The organism is Streptomyces sp. NPDC034103 (assembly GCF_055575395.1).
This window is the reverse complement of sequence record NZ_JBVISS010000003.1, coordinates 520,388-535,853: the sequence shown is the minus strand read 5'-3', so window position 1 is coordinate 535,853 and position 15,466 is coordinate 520,388. Positions and strand designations below refer to the sequence as shown.

16 protein-coding genes and 1 pseudogene are annotated in these 15,466 nt (G+C 71.8%); 9 read left to right on the top strand and 8 right to left on the bottom strand.

Features of this window, described 5'->3' with window-relative positions; all coding sequences use genetic code 11:
- Positions 1-18 precede the first annotated feature (18 nt).
- From ACZ56U_RS08660 to ACZ56U_RS08645, 4 genes are all read left to right on the top strand, one after another.
- Positions 19-1,800, top strand: coding sequence for an SDR family oxidoreductase (locus ACZ56U_RS08660; RefSeq protein WP_469083290.1), 1,782 nt, complete (start codon positions 19-21; stop codon positions 1,798-1,800).
- A 210-nt stretch (positions 1,801-2,010) separates the two neighbouring features.
- On the top strand, positions 2,011-3,126 hold the full coding sequence (locus tag ACZ56U_RS08655) for a MerR family transcriptional regulator (RefSeq protein ID WP_469083289.1): 1,116 nt from the start codon (positions 2,011-2,013) through the stop codon (positions 3,124-3,126).
- 122 nt (positions 3,127-3,248) lie between these two features.
- Entirely contained in the window at positions 3,249-3,797 is a 549-nt protein-coding gene (locus ACZ56U_RS08650; protein ID WP_469083288.1) for an RNA 2'-phosphotransferase, read from the top strand.
- A gap of 25 nt (positions 3,798-3,822) precedes the next feature.
- Positions 3,823-4,266, top strand: coding sequence for a hypothetical protein (locus tag ACZ56U_RS08645; protein WP_469083287.1), 444 nt, complete (start codon positions 3,823-3,825; stop codon positions 4,264-4,266).
- Between the two features lie 210 nt (positions 4,267-4,476).
- Here ACZ56U_RS08645 and ACZ56U_RS08640 read toward each other — a convergent pair whose 3' ends face one another.
- The 5 genes from ACZ56U_RS08640 to ACZ56U_RS08620 form a co-directional block, all read right to left on the bottom strand.
- Positions 4,477-5,028: a DUF5994 family protein gene (locus tag ACZ56U_RS08640; protein ID WP_469083286.1), complete on the bottom strand. Its 552-nt coding sequence runs from the start codon at positions 5,026-5,028 to the stop codon at positions 4,477-4,479.
- Positions 5,029-5,182: 154 nt separating this feature from the next.
- Positions 5,183-5,434: a hypothetical protein gene (locus ACZ56U_RS08635; RefSeq protein WP_469083285.1), complete on the bottom strand. Its 252-nt coding sequence runs from the start codon at positions 5,432-5,434 to the stop codon at positions 5,183-5,185.
- 251 nt (positions 5,435-5,685) lie between these two features.
- Positions 5,686-6,456, bottom strand: a complete 771-nt coding sequence (locus tag ACZ56U_RS08630) for a GAF and ANTAR domain-containing protein (RefSeq protein ID WP_469083284.1) — start codon at positions 6,454-6,456, stop codon at positions 5,686-5,688.
- Positions 6,453-7,202, bottom strand: coding sequence for a GAF and ANTAR domain-containing protein (locus tag ACZ56U_RS08625; protein ID WP_469083283.1), 750 nt, complete (start codon positions 7,200-7,202; stop codon positions 6,453-6,455). Before ACZ56U_RS08625 ends, ACZ56U_RS08630 begins: the two co-directional genes overlap by 4 nt.
- The gene (locus tag ACZ56U_RS08620; protein WP_469083282.1) at positions 7,199-7,636 is read right to left on the bottom strand and encodes an STAS domain-containing protein; all 438 of its coding nucleotides are present in this window, start codon (positions 7,634-7,636) and stop codon (positions 7,199-7,201) included. Before ACZ56U_RS08620 ends, ACZ56U_RS08625 begins: the two co-directional genes overlap by 4 nt.
- A 373-nt stretch (positions 7,637-8,009) precedes the next feature.
- Between ACZ56U_RS08620 and ACZ56U_RS08615 the strand changes: the two genes are divergently transcribed.
- The 3 genes from ACZ56U_RS08615 to ACZ56U_RS08605 all read left to right on the top strand — a co-directional run bounded on the left by ACZ56U_RS08615 (position 8,010) and on the right by ACZ56U_RS08605 (position 9,959).
- Complete coding sequence (locus ACZ56U_RS08615) at positions 8,010-8,624, top strand: DUF5994 family protein (protein ID WP_469083281.1); 615 nt, start codon at positions 8,010-8,012, stop codon at positions 8,622-8,624.
- 17 nt (positions 8,625-8,641) lie between these two features.
- On the top strand, positions 8,642-8,875 hold the full coding sequence (locus ACZ56U_RS08610; protein WP_469083280.1) for a hypothetical protein: 234 nt from the start codon (positions 8,642-8,644) through the stop codon (positions 8,873-8,875).
- A 403-nt stretch (positions 8,876-9,278) separates the two neighbouring features.
- Positions 9,279-9,959 (top strand): hypothetical protein, encoded by a 681-nt coding sequence (locus ACZ56U_RS08605; protein ID WP_469083279.1) that lies wholly within the window; start codon positions 9,279-9,281, stop codon positions 9,957-9,959.
- A gap of 94 nt (positions 9,960-10,053) precedes the next feature.
- Here ACZ56U_RS08605 and ACZ56U_RS08600 read toward each other — a convergent pair whose 3' ends face one another.
- The gene (locus ACZ56U_RS08600) at positions 10,054-10,956 is read right to left on the bottom strand and encodes an LLM class flavin-dependent oxidoreductase (protein ID WP_469083278.1); all 903 of its coding nucleotides are present in this window, start codon (positions 10,954-10,956) and stop codon (positions 10,054-10,056) included.
- A gap of 114 nt (positions 10,957-11,070) precedes the next feature.
- On the opposite strand from ACZ56U_RS08600, the pseudogene ACZ56U_RS08595 reads away from it, so the two are divergent.
- Positions 11,071-11,477: pseudogene (locus ACZ56U_RS08595) on the top strand (LLM class flavin-dependent oxidoreductase); the annotation flags it as partial.
- Positions 11,478-11,556: 79 nt separating this feature from the next.
- Entirely contained in the window at positions 11,557-12,426 is an 870-nt protein-coding gene (locus ACZ56U_RS08590) for a Cof-type HAD-IIB family hydrolase (RefSeq protein WP_469083277.1), read from the top strand.
- Positions 12,427-12,451: 25 nt separating this feature from the next.
- On the opposite strand, the gene ACZ56U_RS08585 is transcribed toward ACZ56U_RS08590, so the two are convergent.
- Both ACZ56U_RS08585 and ACZ56U_RS08580 read right to left on the bottom strand, forming a co-directional pair.
- Positions 12,452-13,507 (bottom strand): peptidoglycan DD-metalloendopeptidase family protein, encoded by a 1,056-nt coding sequence (locus ACZ56U_RS08585; RefSeq protein WP_469083276.1) that lies wholly within the window; start codon positions 13,505-13,507, stop codon positions 12,452-12,454.
- Between the two features lie 171 nt (positions 13,508-13,678).
- Entirely contained in the window at positions 13,679-15,439 is a 1,761-nt protein-coding gene (locus tag ACZ56U_RS08580) for a GAF domain-containing sensor histidine kinase (protein WP_469083275.1), read from the bottom strand.
- Positions 15,440-15,466: the final 27 nt, after the last annotated feature.

The following is a 15,466-nucleotide window of genomic DNA, read 5'->3' as shown; positions in this document are numbered from 1 at the left end:
CGGAGGAAGGGAACGGGGATGGCACGCGCTGAGGTGACCGGGGCAGGCCTCGACGGCGCGCGCGAACGCCGGGTGCGCACCGGCGGCATCGAGCTGTGCGTCGCGGAACTCGGGGACCCGTCCTGGCCGACGGTCGTCCTGGTGCACGGCTACCCGGACAGCAAGGAGGTGTGGTCGCAGGTCGCCGCGCGGCTCGCGGACCGCTTCCACGTCGTGCTCTACGACGTCCGGGGCCACGGCCGTTCGACCGCGCCGCGTCCGCTGCGGGGCGGGTTCACCCTGGAGAAGCTGACGGACGACTTCCTCGCCGTCGCGGACGCGGTCAGCCCCGGCCGGCCCGTGCACCTCGTCGGGCACGACTGGGGCTCGGTGCAGGGCTGGGAGTTCACCACCGTCCGCCGCACCGAAGGCCGCATCGCCTCCTTCACCTCGATGTCCGGACCGTCCCTGGACCACTTCGGACACTGGATCGACAGCCGCGTGCGGCGCCCCACCCCCCGCCGGGTCGGCCAGCTCCTCGGCCAGGGCGCCAAGTCCTGGTACGTGTACGCCCTGCACACGCCCGTGCTGCCGGAACTGGCCTGGCGCGGCCCCCTCGGCAGGGTGTGGCCGCGCATCCTGGAGCGCGCGGAGCGGATACCCAGCCGCGACTACCCGACCGCGTCCCTGCCGACGGACGCCGCCCACGGGGCATGGCTGTACCGCGACAACGTACGGGCCCGGCTGCGCCGCCCGCGCGACGACGCGTACGCGCACGCGCCCGTGCAGCTCATCACGCCCCTGGACGACGCCTTCCTCTCCGAGCGGCTCTACGACGATCTGGAGCAGTGGGTCCCGCGGCTGACCCGGCGCACCCTCCAGGCCCGGCACTGGGTACCGCGCACCCGGCCCGACCTGCTGGCCTCCTGGATCGGCGAGTTCGTGACGTCCGTCGAGGGCGGCGGACCCCGGCCGGCCACCGTCACCGGCAAGTACGCCGACCGCTTCGGCGGACAGCTGGTGCTGGTCACCGGCGCGGGCAGCGGCATCGGACGGGCGACGGCATACGCCTTCGCGGAAGCCGGCGCGCGCGTGATCGCCGTCGACCGGGACCCGGAGTCCGCGGCCCAGACCGCCGAGATGTCCCGCCTGCTCGGCTCCCCCGCGTCCTGGGCCGAGACGGTCGACGTCTCCGACGAACAGGCCATGGAGAAACTCGCCGCGAAGGTCGCCGCCGAGTACGGCGTGGTGGACGTCCTGGTGAACAACGCCGGGATCGGTCTGGGCGGTTCCTTCCTCGACACCACCCCCGAGGACTGGAAGAAGGTCCTCGACGTCAACCTGTGGGGCGTCATCCACGGCTGCCGGCTGTTCGGCGCGCAGATGGCCGCACGCGGCCAGGGCGGCCACATCGTCAACACCGCGTCGGCCGCGGCCTACCAGCCCTCCAAGGCACTGCCCGCCTACAGCACCTCCAAGGCGGCGGTGCTGATGCTCAGCGAGTGCCTGCGCGCGGAGTTGGCCGGACAGGGGATCGGGGTGAGCGCGATCTGCCCCGGCTTCGTCAACACCAACATCACCTCGACCGCGCGGTTCGCGGGGGTCGACGCCGAGGAGGAGAAGCGGCGCCAGAAGAAGACCGCGCGGCTGTACCGGCTGCGCAACTACCCGCCGGAGAAGGTCGCCGACGCGATCCTGCGCGCGGTCATGCGCAACGAGGCGGTGGTGCCGGTGACACCCGAGGCCCGCGCGACCCACCTGCTGTCCCGGTTCGCACCCCGGGCCCTGCGGGCGATCGCGCGGGTGGAGCCACCGCTGTGAGGTGCGGGGTGGTCGTGGCGTGGTGAGTCGGGGGGTGGTCGTGGCGTGGTGAGGCGGGGGAGGCGATCGCCGGGGGTGAAGCGGGGGAGGCGCTCGCCGGGGTGAGGCCGGGGGCGCTTCGAGGCAGGTGTTGAGGCGCTCCGAGGCGGGCGTTGAAGAGCTCCTGAGGCGGGCGTCGGGGATGAGATGAGACGGGCGGAGGGTGGGCTCATGGACGGTGTGGGGGACGGTCCGATGAGCGGTGTGGGGGACGGCCCGATGGGCAGCGGGAGGCACGGCTCGATGGGCAGCGTGGCGGACGGCCCCGCCCGTAGCGCGGGGGCCGCTCCGACCGGCGATCCGGGAAACGGCCCGACCGGCGATGTGCCGGACGCGCCGGTGATCCGCCCCCACGACGTGCCACCGCTCCGGATCGAGGACCTCGCCCACCTCAGCGGCACCACCGTCCGCACCATCCGCGCCTATCAGGACCGCGGCCTCCTCCCCCGCCCCGAGCGCCGCGGCCGCGCCAACCTCTACTCCGACGAACACCTCGTCCGCCTGCGCCAGATCGCCGACCTTCTCGACCGCGGCTACACCCTGGCCGCCATCAGGGACCTCCTGGAGGCCTGGGACGCGGGCCGGGGCCTGGGCGGGGTGCTCGGACTGGTCGCCGAGGTCGACGGGCCGTGGAGCGACGAGGAGGCGGTACGGATCTCGCGCGCCGAGCTGGAGGAGCGGTTCGGCGGCACGCCCGACGAGGCGGCGATCGCCGACGCCGTGGAACTCGGCGTACTGGAGCCGGTGCCCGGCGACGGGGACCACTTCGTCGTGCCGAGCCCTCAAGAGCTGGCTGTGGCCGTCGAGTTGCATGGCGCGGGGGTGCCGCTGTCCGCGATCTCGGGCCACCTGCGGGAGTTGAGGGGGCAGGTCGAGCACATCGCCGCCCGTTTCCTGGAGTTCACCACCGAGCACGTCTTCGCTCGCTACCTCGACGGTTCCCACCTTCCGAGCGACGCCGACGCCGCCGAGGCGGCCTTGCTCGTCCGCCGCCTTCGGCCTCTTGCCCAGCAGACGGTGGACGCCGAACTCGCGCGCGCGATGCGCCTGTTGGCGGTGCGACAGTTGCGCCGGCGGTTGGGGGACGGGGAGGGTGCGACGGAGAGGGTCGGGTCGCGTTCTGTGACGTTGCCCGAGGAGACAATGCGGGCGGTGGAGCGGCTGGTTGGAGAGGAAGGTGCGGCGGAGTTCGTGGCGTTGGCGGCTGAACGGGAGGTGCGGGCAAGGGGGTTGGACGCGCTCACGTCAACGTGGCTCCCCCCGACTGATCTTGACGAAGAGGACTGACACGAAGGCGAGTTGTCCACAGAAACGCCAAGTAGCCTGTGGATAACTACAGTTGGTTGTGGATCAAACCTGCGAGTCAAAACCAAGTGCGTGATCCGCGTCTCTCCCTCCATGCTGAGTGGATGGACGAAAGACGCACCGTGAAGGTGTCGAAGTACCTCTCGAAGCACCTGCGCCATCAACCCGAGCGGATCGGGCTCACGCTCGACGAGGCCGGTTGGGTCGAGATCGACGTACTGATCACCGCGGCCACCGCACACGGCTTCCGGTTCACCAGGGACGAGCTGGACCACGTCGTCGCCGCCAACGACAAGAAGCGCTTCGCGGTCGACGGCACCCGCATCCGCGCCAGCCAGGGCCACAGCATCGAGGTCGACCTCGGTCTGCCCCCGGCCACCCCGCCGGCGTACCTCTACCACGGCACCGTCGCCCACCACCTGGACGCCATCCGCGCGGAGGGCCTCCGGCCCATGAACAGGCACGACGTCCATCTCTCCCCCGACCGCGAGACGGCGACCCGGGTCGGCGCCCGCCGCGGCCGACCGGTGGTGCTCTCCGTGGACACCGGGGCGATGCACCGCGACGGGCACGTCTTCCACGTCAGCGCGAACGGGGTGTGGCTGACGAAGGCCGTGCCACCGCGCTATCTGCGCTTTCCCGAGCCGCACTGACCCTCTTCCCGGCATGATCAGTGGTATGGACCACCTCCCCAGCACAGAGGCCGCCGTCATCGCGTTGCGCGCACTCGCCGCCGAGTACGCCCTCGAGATCGAGGTGACGCACGACATCGGCGCCGACCAGACCTCCCGCCGCACCGCAGCGGGCATCGGCGTCACCGCGGACCCGGACGGCTCCCTGCCCCATGAGGCCTACGTCGAGCTCGGCGGGAGGCCCCAGGTGGTCGTGCGGCTCTTCCCAGACGACGATGCGCTGATCACCGTCGACGGCGTGGAGTGCCCGGATGTCGCCCGCGACGACGTGCCCGCCTTCCTGCGCGCCCTCTACGACGGCCACGCCTGGGTCAAGACGCGCCGCTTCCCGCCGGGCAACTACCTGATGGTCCCGCTGCCGGGCGACCGCGTGCACAAGGAGTTCATACTCGTCGGCCTCAGCCCATGGCTCAGTGGCCGCGCACGATGACGGGCGGTCACTGTTTCACGTGAAACCGACCGCAGTCACATAGGTCCGCACGCCTCCGGACGCGACCGAGCAAGGCGCGGAACCGTACACGGTGACCGCGGCGGACTGTCAGCCGTGACGGGTCCGGCGCCTCGAACCGGTGGACCAGACGGGTCGCGGCGACGGCCAGGATGAGCACGGCGCTGACGACCAGGGCAGTACCCATGGCGGTCACACCCCCACGGCGCGTCGCTGATCCCGGCCGTGGGGCGGGAGGACACCACCACCCCTGTCGATCCCGGCCACCGGCGCCGCTAGGCGGACTTGTTCGGTCGTCATGAGTGCGGTCGCGGTCCTCTGCGGGCCGGTGTCGGCGCTGGCGGCGGCCATCAGCCGTGCGGCCGAGGCGGCGCCTGTCTCCGGCGGGATCACCAGGAGGTTCCAGCGACCCGTGGTGGAGGACAGCAACAGGATCGCGTGCGGGTCCAGCTCGGAGGTGAACCAACCGACCTTCAGCACATGGCCGTTGACGTAGATCCTGGACGGGGGGACCGGCCAGTTGCGGGGGTTCACAGCGATCCGGTCGATCCTTCCCCACAGCGGATCCAACACGTCCGCCAGAGCGGCGAGCTCGCCGGGCAGGTCACGTGACCGAGGCCACCAGGCGCCGTCCAGCGCTGCGGAGCCCGCGGAAAGACTCTCGGACTTCAGCGCGAGGCGCGTGGTCGGGGCCCTGAACGGGACGGCCCGCAGCGGGGGATGAGGGGAAAGGATCGCGGACATCGCGCAAACCCGTCTCCGGGCCCTTGCGGTGAGCACAAGCGCCCGAGGTCGTCGCTCACCGGAAACGGCACCGGCATCGAGGCCGGCGCGCGAAGTGCTCCCGATGCGTTCACGCTACTCCCCGCAAGGTCCGGACGGGCCGTTCCGGGACGGCTCACTCGCTCCGGTGGTCGTCCTCAGCGGACCGGCTGGTCTCCAGCCAGGACCGTACGGGTTGGGCCGCGCGGGTGGTGTCCACGGTGAGGTCGAGGCGGGTTCCTCCGTCGACGCCCGAGGGGTAGCTGCGCTGCTCGGTGGTGGCGAAGCAGTGGCGGAGGGCCTCCGCGACCCGGCGCGCGACCTCGGGTGAGGCGGCGATGATGCGGACCTCGGCGTGCCCGTCCGAGGCTGCTTGCGTGGACTGCATGGTGACCTCGGAGTTCGATGCCCTGGCGGGGGGACGGACTGGGTCCCTCACTCTACTCCGTGTCCCACAGGCCCCATTGTGGCTTGCCGTCCGTCACCGGCACCCGAACCCGCACCGCCACGGGCGCCCGAACCCGCAACGCCCACCGGCACCGGAAGCCGCACCGCAACGGGAACCCGAAACCCGCGCCGGTCCCGGTACCCGCACCGGAACCGGCACCAAGCGCGCGTCGTCCGAGACATGAGCGACGGTCAGCCGCGGCGGTCCCCGGGCGTGGCCGTCGCGGGCGCCGGGATGGCGGCCGTGTCGAGCGCGCCCGAGATGATCTGAGCGGCCAGGTCCGACAGGCACAGACGATGGGCGTGGGCGTAGGACCGGAACGCGGCGAAGGCGTCGTCGACGGAGGTGTTCCAGCGTTCCGCCAACACACCCTTGACCTGCTCGACCAGCACCCGACTGGTCAGCGCGGCCTCCAGTTGGCCGTTCTCGACATGCGGCTGCTCCAGCGTGCGCTGCTGGAGGATCGCGATCGTGGCCACGTCGGCGAGAGCCTGGGCGAGCGCGACGTCACCGTCACCGAGGCGGTGCTGCGGGGTCGTCTGGAAGAGGTTGAGGGCGCCGATGATCCGGTGCCGCAGGCGCAGCGGAATGGCGTGGGTCGTCACGTACCCCGTCTCGCGTGCCCGCGCGGCGAAACGCGGCCAGCCTTCGGTCGCCTCCGGCCGCGTCAGGTCGATGTTCGTCCGGGCGGTGCCTGAGCGGTAGCACTCGACGCACGGCCCCTGGTCGTGCTGGAGCGCGAACAGCTCCAGCAGCCGCGTGTGCTCGTCGGAGGCGGCGATGATCTGCAGCTCACCGTGCGCGTCCGCGAGCAGGATCCCGGCCGCCGAGACGTCGAGCAGCTCGACGCAACGCGCGGACAGCCGCTGCAGCAGTTCGATCACGTCGAAGTCCTCCACGAGGGAGTCCGTCACCTCCACGAAGACCTCAGTCAGACGCTGTTCCCGGGCCATGCCGATCATCCCTTTCCACCGTCGGGCGAATACGGCCCGCTCACATCGTCGTCGAAGTCCTCGTCGAAGCGCAGTCTGCGAGCGACCACGTCCGCCGACACCTCGCCGAGGGGACGCTCACTGCTGTAGGCATGAGCCCGCAGCCGCAGCATCGCCTCCTCCATGGACACACCGAGCTGGACGCTGACCATCCCCGTGGCCTGGTGCACGACCGCGCGGCGCAGCCCCGAGGGAGGCTCCGGTGGTCTGCCGGGGCCAGGGCCGCCGCCCTCCCCGTCGCGGGGGCCACCGTCCAGGAAGGCGCTGGTCAGTGCGGCGGTCAGGGCGGTGGTGTCCGTGTACTGCTGCTCACTCAGTCGCCGTTTCTCGTCGCAGAGCACAGTCAGTACGCCGATCCGAATGGCCCCGACACCCAGCGGGAAGCAGCACACGCCGTGTACCCCCAGCTCCCGCGCGGCCGACAGCAGCGCCGGCCACCGCTCCGGGCGCACCCGCTCCAGGTCCGGCGTCATGATGGGCACCCCGGTGCGGACGGCGTCCGGCCCAGGGCCCTCGCCCAACGTGAACTGGAGCTCCTCGAACCGCGCGCTCGTCTCGGGATGGCACCAGACGGGCTCGGCGACCCGAGCCGGTCCGACCAGGAGCGACAGCGCGACGCCCTCGGCACCCAGCGCCCGCGCGGCCGCCTGCGCCAGGTCCTTGATCCCGCCGAGGCGCAGCGACCGCAGGACCTCGGCCATGCCGTCGCTGATCACCTGTCTCCGTTCCGCGGCGGCCGGAACACCCCAGGATGGGGCGCCGCTCGCCCTGCGCCGTACCTGTGCGGTGCCAGGACGGCCACCGCACGGTCCGCGAGTATGCCCTGCCAGGCGTCCTGGGCGCTCGCGTACCGCGGGAACCTCTCCGCCAGGCCGCCGGCCAGGAACACCAGACCCGCCCCCTGCCGGGTGTGGACGACACGCAGCCAGCCGTGCCGCCGGTCGCAGTCGTGCCATGCCGCGCACAGCGGGTCCAGGACGCTGCCGTCCATGAACGTCACGCCGCCCAGATCGACGATCAGGAACAGCCGGCCCCTGCCGTGGCGGGCCGCCTCCAGGTCTCGTGCGAAGGCCGGGGCGGTCGTCAGGTCCAGCTCACCGCCGGAGCGGACCACACGGCACTCTTCGAACAGGTCGGGACAGCGGCCCATGGGCGCGCATCTCCTCTGCCAGGGATGGCTTTCGCCTTGCGCAGGGCCTCTGTTGCGCGGAAAGGACGTCACGGAGAGGGCCAGGGTCATGGGCGACCGTAAAGCCAACCTACTGCCGGGGAAGAAGGGGCGGACCTGTTCTGCGGTTATTGACGGGATGGTCGAACATCCCCCAATACTTGGCGATTGCCACATCGGCAACGCTGTCCGGCCGGAACGCAGGGGCTGTTCCTCCGTACGGTCCGTTCGGCCTGCCCGGGGAGTACGCTGGAAGGACCGAGGATATTTCGCGCACCGGCTTCCAAGCCCGTGTCGTTTTCGGCGATCGAATATGCCGGGCCGGTCGCAGCCGGCCCGGGGCAGGGTCCGCGTCATGACTGCGCCCATCTCCCCCTCGCCGACGCCCGAAGCCGAAGACCGGTTCTCCCCGCCTTCTGCGTCCTCCTCGTCCCCGCTCCGGCTGTCGCTGGCTCCCACCGGTCCCGCACCGGCTCTGCTGGACGGCGCCTGGTGGCCCCGCTCCCGCGATCTCGGGGCGGAACTCCCCTCCCTGACCGCGGCACTGGACCCGCTGTGGGGCCGGATCACCCGGGTCACCGTGAACCCCACCCACTGGCCGGCCCTCCCGCGCAGGGTGCCCGTCGCCGGGCACGTGCTGAAGGTGGGCTGGTTCCTGGCCGAGCAGGATCCGCACGAACTGCTGCTGCTCTCCTACCGGATGGGCCGCTGGAACCTCTTGGTGGTGCCGCCGCAGACACCTCCCCACACGGCCGCCTGGCTGATGGCCGCCGCCAGCGACCCGCTGGGCAGGTCGACCGCGAGCCGGCTGATGGAGGAGGCCGCGAGTCTGCGCACGGTGCACGAGGCGGACCGCGCCGTGGAAGCGGTCTGGGACTCCGAAGGCGGGCACGAGGCATTCGATCCGGCCGCCCGCCCAAGGATCCCCGCGGTGACCGCCGGACCGTCGCACCAGTCGGCAAGGTGGTGAGGGCGGTGGAGACATTCGTGACCGTGACCGTGATCGTGGCGGTGATCGCCTTCGGAGTGGTGATCATCCACCTGCTCAACTCGCAGCACGGCAAAGGCATTTCCGCCTTCCACTACGGCCGCTCCGGGCTGCCCTCCCCAGGACCGGACTCGCCGGTTCAGCGCGGGGCGCGTGGCAGGGCGGGGGCGCGCGGCACCGGCGGGCGCCGTGAGCACCACCTGGGCGGGCGCGGGCGGCTTCGCCCTCGGTGACCCACTCGTACGGCAGCGGGGTGAGCCCACTGCTGCGTCGCGCTCTTCCAGCCCGTCACTGAACCGATCCGGCAGGCGGCCGCGAGCGACAGCACGGTCCGCAGTCCATGACCCCGGCCACAGCACCGCACGGGACAGGCCGGGGTCCTCCCGCATCCTGCGCCCCCCGAATCGATCGTCCGAGGCCGCCCGGTCCGGAAACAGCACTCCTCCCGGACAAGTTCGCCGGGCGCGGAGCCGCGGAACGCCGCCCGGACCCGGCCCGGCCCCGCCTCACGGAATCCCCGACCGACACATCGAACCGAGGAGCCATGCCCCTTCCTCAGCCGAACGTCTCCCGGTACAACGGCCCCAAGCAGAACGTCTCCCGGCACGACCGCCCCGCCACCGCGGGCGGTGCGCCGTGACCGCTCCGCTCCCCCCGGACCCGGCACAGGGCGAGGGACGCATCCGGATTCCCGCTCACGCGCTACGCCTGCGCCGGCTGAACCGCTGGCAGGCCGAGACCCTGCGGGAGGACCTGGCCGACCTGTACGTGGAGTCCACCCAGGCCCAACCGGGCCAGGAGTACCGGGGCCGGGAGGCGTTCCTGCGACGGCTCACCGGAGACATCCGGCGACTCGGATTCTCGCTGCTGGTCGCCGAGGACGTGTCCCTCGCCGGATGCGCCTACGGCTTCCCCGTCCCGCGCCAGGGGTCCTGGTGGAGCGGGTTCGACGGAACCCTTCCGCAGAGCATCGAGCAGCTCACCGCGTCCGGTCACGTCCTCGCCGTCACCGAGATCGTCGTACACCCCCACACCGACGACCGGGGCCTCGCCCGCCGGCTCCAGGAACAACTGCTCGCCGACCACCACGCCTCGCTCGGGGCGACGCTCGTCGCCCCGACCGACGCTCGTGCCTACGAGGCCTTCCTGTCCTGGGGATGGCAGGACATCGGGACCCTGCGCAGGCCGCCGGATCCCACGGCCCTCCGGCCGACGGACCCCGTGACGCTGCGGGCCCTGGTCCTGCCCACCGGCCCGGACACGGCCGCCCACCAGGACGGCCTCGCCCACGAGAGCCGCACCCAACGACCCGACTGACGACCGCCGAACGGCCCGCCCAGGACACCTGTGTACCGATCACGTCTTTCCGCGAATCGCCGGTTGATCTGCGCAGACGCGAGCTGGGTACCGCTCAGCGCAGCTGCGCCGGTGCCTCCATGGCGATCTGCTCGAAGACCTTCTCGTCCGCGGCGAAGTCCGAGTCGGGGATGGGCCAGTGCACGACGATCTCCGTGAAGCCCACCTCCCGATGGCGCCCCGCGAAGTCCACGAACGCGTCGAGGGACTGAAGCGGCCCGCCGCGGTCCGGGGTGAATCCGGTGAGGAGGATCTTGTCGAGACCGTTCGCGTCCCGCCCGATCTCGGCGCACGCGTCGGCCAGCCGTTCAGCCTGTCCGCGAAGGGCCTGCAGCGACTGATCAGGAGTGCCGTTCTCGTACAGCTTCGGGTCCCCGGTGGTCACCCACGCCTGTCCGTACCGCGCGGCGAGCCGCAGCCCGCGCGGACCCGTGGCCGCCACCGCGAAGGGCAGCCGGGGCCGCTGCACACAGCCCGGGATGTTGCGGGCCTCGTGCGCCGAGTAGTAGTCGCCCTCGTAGGACACGGAGTCCTCGGTCAGCAGCCGGTCCAGCAGCCGCACGAACTCCCCGAACCGGTCGGCACGCTCACGCGGCGTCCACGGGTCCTGGCTGAGGACCGTGGCGTCGAAGCCGGTGCCGCCCGCGCCGATGCCAAGGGTGATCCGGCCGCCGGACACGTCGTCGAGGGAGATCAGTTCCTTGGCGAGGGTCACCGGGTGACGGAAATTGGGCGACGTGACGAGCGAACCCAAGCGCATCCGCTCCGTGACGCCCGCCGCGGCCGTCAGCGTCGGGATCGCGCCGAACCACGGGCCGTCCCGGAACGACCGCCAGGAGAGGTGGTCGTAGGTGTACGCGGTGTGAAACCCGAGCTCCTCCGCGCGCCGCCATGCGGCACGGCCCCCCTCATGCCAGCGGCGGTACGGAAGGATCACGGTGCTCAGGCGCATACTCATGGCTCACAAGCCTACGGCGCCCCTCCACGTGTCCAGAGCGAGGCGCTCGGCAGGGAGCCGCCCAGCTGGGGGCAACGGACCACCGCCCTGGAGCTCCGGCCCGGTCACGATTGCTTCGCGGTGGCGGTCACCAACCCGCGCGGACTCCGGCTCGCCGCCCGCCACGGACAGGCGTGGGCGACCGCCGAGGACCGAGGCTGTACGAGCACGGCACTTCTGAACAGTCGATTCAAGCCATTCGCGGACGGGTCGAGAAGCCCGCGAACGCCCGCGCGGAGATCGACCGTGACACGCAGGGTCTCGACAAGATCCTCCCCACCGGATCCACCCCCGGCCGCACCCGCCCACCGCAGTCGCCCGACGCCTACGTCGACTTCGCGGGCGGGCACCGGGAGTTGGGCTGCACGGCGATCGTCAGGCACGCACCGAACCCGACTCGGACTCCGCCGCGGACGGAGAAGGTCCTCGATCAGAGCGCCACCGAGGCCACGACACAGCCGAGCCGGGGCGACAGAGAGTGATCGACCCGGTGGGGTCGGTAACCACTCACATGCGCACTCTGCCGCACGGCCGTGCGGGCATATGCGGGAGAATGAACGGGTGACCTCAGCGACTCGACAGCCCGAGACCCCGGCCTCCACCGTCCCGCCCCGCCTGATAGCCACGGATCTGGACGGCACCCTGCTGCGCGACGACAAGTCCGTCTCCCCGCGCACGGTCGCGGCCCTGGCCGCCGCCGAGGAAGCGGGCATCGAGGTCTTCTTCGTCACCGGCCGCCCCGCCCGCTGGATGGGCGTCGTCAGCGACCACGTCCACGGCCACGGCCTGGCGATCTGCGGCAACGGCGCCGCCGTGGTCGATCTGCACGGCGGCCCCGGCGCGCACCGGTTCGTGAAGGTCCGGGCACTGGCCCGGGAGAACGCGCTGGACGCCGTACAGCTGCTGCGGGAGGCGGCGCCGGGCACGGTCTACGCGGTGGAGCAGACGTACGGCTTCCACCAGGAGCCGGACTATCCCAAGCTGCACATGGAGATCCCCGACGAGCTCCAGCCCGCCGAGAAGCTGCTGGCGCCGGACGGTCCGGGCGCCGACGAGCCGGTCCTGAAGATCCTCGCCTTCCATCCCACGATCGACCCGGACGCCTTCCTCACCCTCGCCCGCCTCGCCATCGGCGAGCGCGCCAACGTCACCCGCTCCAGCCCCAGCGCCCTGCTGGAGATCAGCGGCCCCGGCGTCTCCAAGGCCAGCACCCTCGCCCTGTGCTGCGCCGAGCGCGGCATCTCGCACGAGGAGGTCGTCGCCTTCGGGGACATGCCGAACGACGTCGAGATGCTGACCTGGGCCGGCCAGTCGTACGCCATGGGCAACGCGCACCCCGACGTGATCGCCGCCGCCTCGGGCCGGACGGTCGCCAACAACGAGGACGGCGTGGCGGTCGTGATCGAGCGGCTGCTGGCCGGACGCCCGTAGCCGAACGTCCGCCCGGTCCACCCGGTCAGCCGAGGGGCACGCCCCGCGCCGCCAGCCACGGCACCGGGTCCACGCCCGAACCCAGCTCCGGGGTCACCCGGACCTCGAAGTGCAGATGCGGTCCGGTGGAGTTGCCGGTGGTACCGGACTGGCCGATCCACTGCCCCGGCACCACCCGGTCCCCCTGGTCGACGGTGACGGCGGCGAGATGCGCGTACTGCGTGTAGTAGCCGCCCATGTGCTCGATCACGATCTCGATGCCGAAGGCGCCCCCGCAGGACACCTTCACCACCCGGCCCGCGCCCACCGCCCGCACCGGCGTGCCGATCTGCACCGCGAAGTCCTGCCCGGTGTGCCGGTTCGCCCACCGTGAGCCGCCGCTGCCGAACCCGGCGGAGAGCTCGTACGTCTCCACCGGTGCGACCCAACCGCCCGTGACCTGCGTCGGAGGCTGGTCCAGCCGGACCGCGCCACGGCACGCACCCGCCGCGGCCGACGCGTCCGCCTGCCCCTGCAACCGCTGACGGGCCTCTTCGAGCTTCTCCTCGATGCCCTTCTTCAGAGCGACCAGTTCGACGTTCCGCTGCTCCAGGGACTCCCACGCCGCGGCGGCCCTCGCCTCGTCCTTCGCGAGTCGCGCCTCGGCCCGTCGGCTCTTGTCGATGGCGTTGTTCACGGCCAGGTTCGCCTGGGAGAACACCTGCTGACCACGCATCAGCCCCTCCGGACTGCCGGCGAGGAGGATCTGCGCGGTCAGCGGGAGGTCGCCGCCGTTGCGGTACTGGGCACGCGCGATCCGGCCCAGGTCCTCGTGCATGACGGCGATCTTCTGCCGCTCCCGGTCCAGCAGTTCCTCGAGCCGCTGCGCCTCCGCCCGCTGCGCCTCCGCCTCTTTCCGCCCCTGCTCGTACTGCTGTGTCGCGACGGCCGCGTCCTCGTACAGCCGCGCCACCTGCGCGCTGATCCCGGAGTCACCGCCGTCCCGCCGCTTCTCCGCGGCATCGGTGGGGCGGGCCATGAGCACGGCGAGCGCGCACAGCACGACCGGGACGAACAAAGGGTGGCGGCGGGACAGTCGCATGTCAGCGATCGTGGCCCCGGGCGCGTGCAGGGGCACGTTCAGGTCGTACAGCCGGGGGAATCACGGCACCGTTTGGCGGAGTAGTACGACTGAACGGGCGGCTGCCGACTCAATGCTGACGACGCGTCATCGCCGGTCCCTCCGTCAGTCAAGCGGAGTCGATCAGGCTCTTCAGTCGAGCGGTACGTCGAGCGGTGCGTCGAGCGGTGCCTCCCACACCACCGTCGTGCCGCCGCCGTTCTCCCCGATCCCCGGCCCGTACCGGCTGTCGCCGCCCAGCGACTCTGCGCGTCGTCGGAGGTTCCTCAAGCCGCTGCGCCGCCCGCCCTCGGGAATGCCGACGCCGTCGTCCGCGACGGTCAGCCGTACGGCCCGCCGCCCGTCCGGCAGGGTGACGTCGGCATCGACGACGACGTCGATACGGGAAGCCCCGGCATGCCGAAAGGCGTTGGAGAGGGTCTCGCGCAGCGCCGCGATGAGGTTCTTGCCGATCGGGTCGCTCACGGCGGCGTCGACCGGGCCGACGAAACGGTGCGAGGGCTTGAAGCCGAGCGGTACGGCGGCGGTGTTGATCTCCCGCAGCACACGCGTGCGCAGCCCCGCGGGCACCTCCGTGGGCCCCTGCTGGAGCGCGAAGACCGCGGTCCGGATCTCCTGGATGGTGACGTCGAGTTCGTCGACGGCCCTGCCGACGCCCTGGCGCACCTCGGGCACGACCGATCCGCGCTGTGCGCTCTCCAGCATCATCCCGGTCGCGAACAGCCGCTGGATGACCAGGTCGTGCAGGTCACGCGCGATACGGTCGCGGTCCTCGTAGACGGCCAGGCGCTCCCGGTCCCGCTGTGCGTCGGCCATCATCAGCGCCAGCGCGGCCTGTGCGGCGAACTGGGTCGCGAGCGTGCGTTCCGTCTCGGTGAAGGGCCGCCCTCCTCGCTCGCGCGGTGTGACCAGGGCACCCAGAACACGGCCGTCGCTGTGCAGGGGCAGCATCATGGTCGGCCCGTACCCGTGGGCCAGACCCGTGATCAGGCGGGGGTCGGTGGCCGCGTCGTCCACGAACACGGCGTGTCCGTCGAGGAGTTCGGTGACGACCTTGCTCTCCGGCGGGACGACGGTGCCCAGGACGTTCGACGACTGGTCGGCGGCGACCGCCGCGATCTCCAGGCCGCCCTCGTCGGCGGGCAGCAGCACGATGCCGGCCGTCGCCCCGGACAGTCGGCGGGCCTGCTCCGCGACGACCTGAAGGGCGTCGTCCGTGTCCCCGCCCGACAGCAGGGCGGTGGTGACGGCGACCGAGCCGTCGATCCAGCGCTCACGCTGCTGGGCGGCTTCGTACAGCCGGGCATTCCCGATGGCGATACCGGCCTCCGTGGCCAGCACCCGGACCACGTCGAGGTCGTAGTCGTCGAACGGCTCCCCGCCGCGCTTCTCCGTCAGATACAGGTTCCCGAAGACCTCGCCCTGGACGCGGATCGGGAGGCCGAGGAAGCCGCGCATCGGCGGATGGTGCTCGGGAAAGCCGCAGGATCGCGGATCGGCCGCCAGATCTGCCAGCCGCACCGGCTCCGGGTCCCGGATCAGCGCGCCGAGCAACCCCCGGTGCCCGTCCGGCAGTCGTCCGATGCGCCGCGCGGTCGCCTCGTCCACACCGTGGAAGACGAAGTCGGCGAGGCCTCGGCCGTCCTCGTCCACGACCCCGATCGCCGCGTAGCGGGCCTCGGTCAGCGCCGCCGCGGTCTCGCAGATCCGGTCCAGCGTGGAGTGCAGCTCCAGACCGCTGCCTACGGAGCGCATCGCCTCCAACAACTGCGGCACCCGCGCGGCCAGTTCGGTCGACCGGGGCGGAGGGGCCGCAGGTTCTGGAGGAACCGGTGGGGCCCCAGGTTCCGGAGGGGCCGGAGGCGGGGGGCCGGGGGCCGGTGCGTCGGGCATGAGCTGAGCGTAATTAGTCCCCTTTGA